At 39.8% G+C, this 573-nt stretch carries 1 protein-coding gene; it reads left to right on the plus strand.

Annotated features, from left to right (window positions below):
• On the plus strand, window positions 1-550 hold a 550-nt coding region (locus ADIWIN_RS15105; protein ID WP_040757571.1), incomplete at its 5' end, for a uroporphyrinogen-III C-methyltransferase.
• Between the last annotated feature and the right edge of the window lie 23 nt (window positions 551-573).

Genomic DNA, 573 nt, shown 5'->3' on the forward strand with positions numbered 1-573 from the left:
AAATTGGGCCAATACCTGTGGTCATGTCGTCCGTCTTAAAGGAGGAGATCCCTACGTATTTGGTCGTGGCCATGAAGAATTAGAATATGCGGAAAAGCATGGTGTCCCAACTACTTACATTCCAGGGATAAGTAGTGCCATGTCAGTCCCAGGTATATGCGGCGTTCCTTTAACAAAAAGAGGTGTAAATGAGAGTTTTTGGGTTGTGACAGGTACTTTAAAAGACCATAGTTCAGCCAGAGATTTATATTTTGCTGCTCAATCTTCTGCAACCGTGGTGATCCTTATGGGAATGAATAAGCTTTCTGAAATTGTAAGTTTATTCACAAAGTATCGTGGAGAAAAGGAGTCAATTTGTATGATCCAAAATGGGAGTAAAGCAAATGAACGATTCATTTCCGGTGATTTAAATAGTATTCTACCTTTACAAGAGAAGGCTGCACTTTCCTCTCCTGCTGTAATCGTTATAGGAAAAGTGGTAAGGGAAAGGCAAGTAAAGGAGTTTTTGCAAGAGGATGAAAGAATGAATAGTGCGAAAAGTCTTCAGTGATTTAACCTAAAATGAGGCAACAC

It is taken from the genome of Winogradskyella psychrotolerans RS-3, from assembly GCF_000427335.1.
Taxonomy (GTDB): domain Bacteria; phylum Bacteroidota; class Bacteroidia; order Flavobacteriales; family Flavobacteriaceae; genus Winogradskyella; species Winogradskyella psychrotolerans.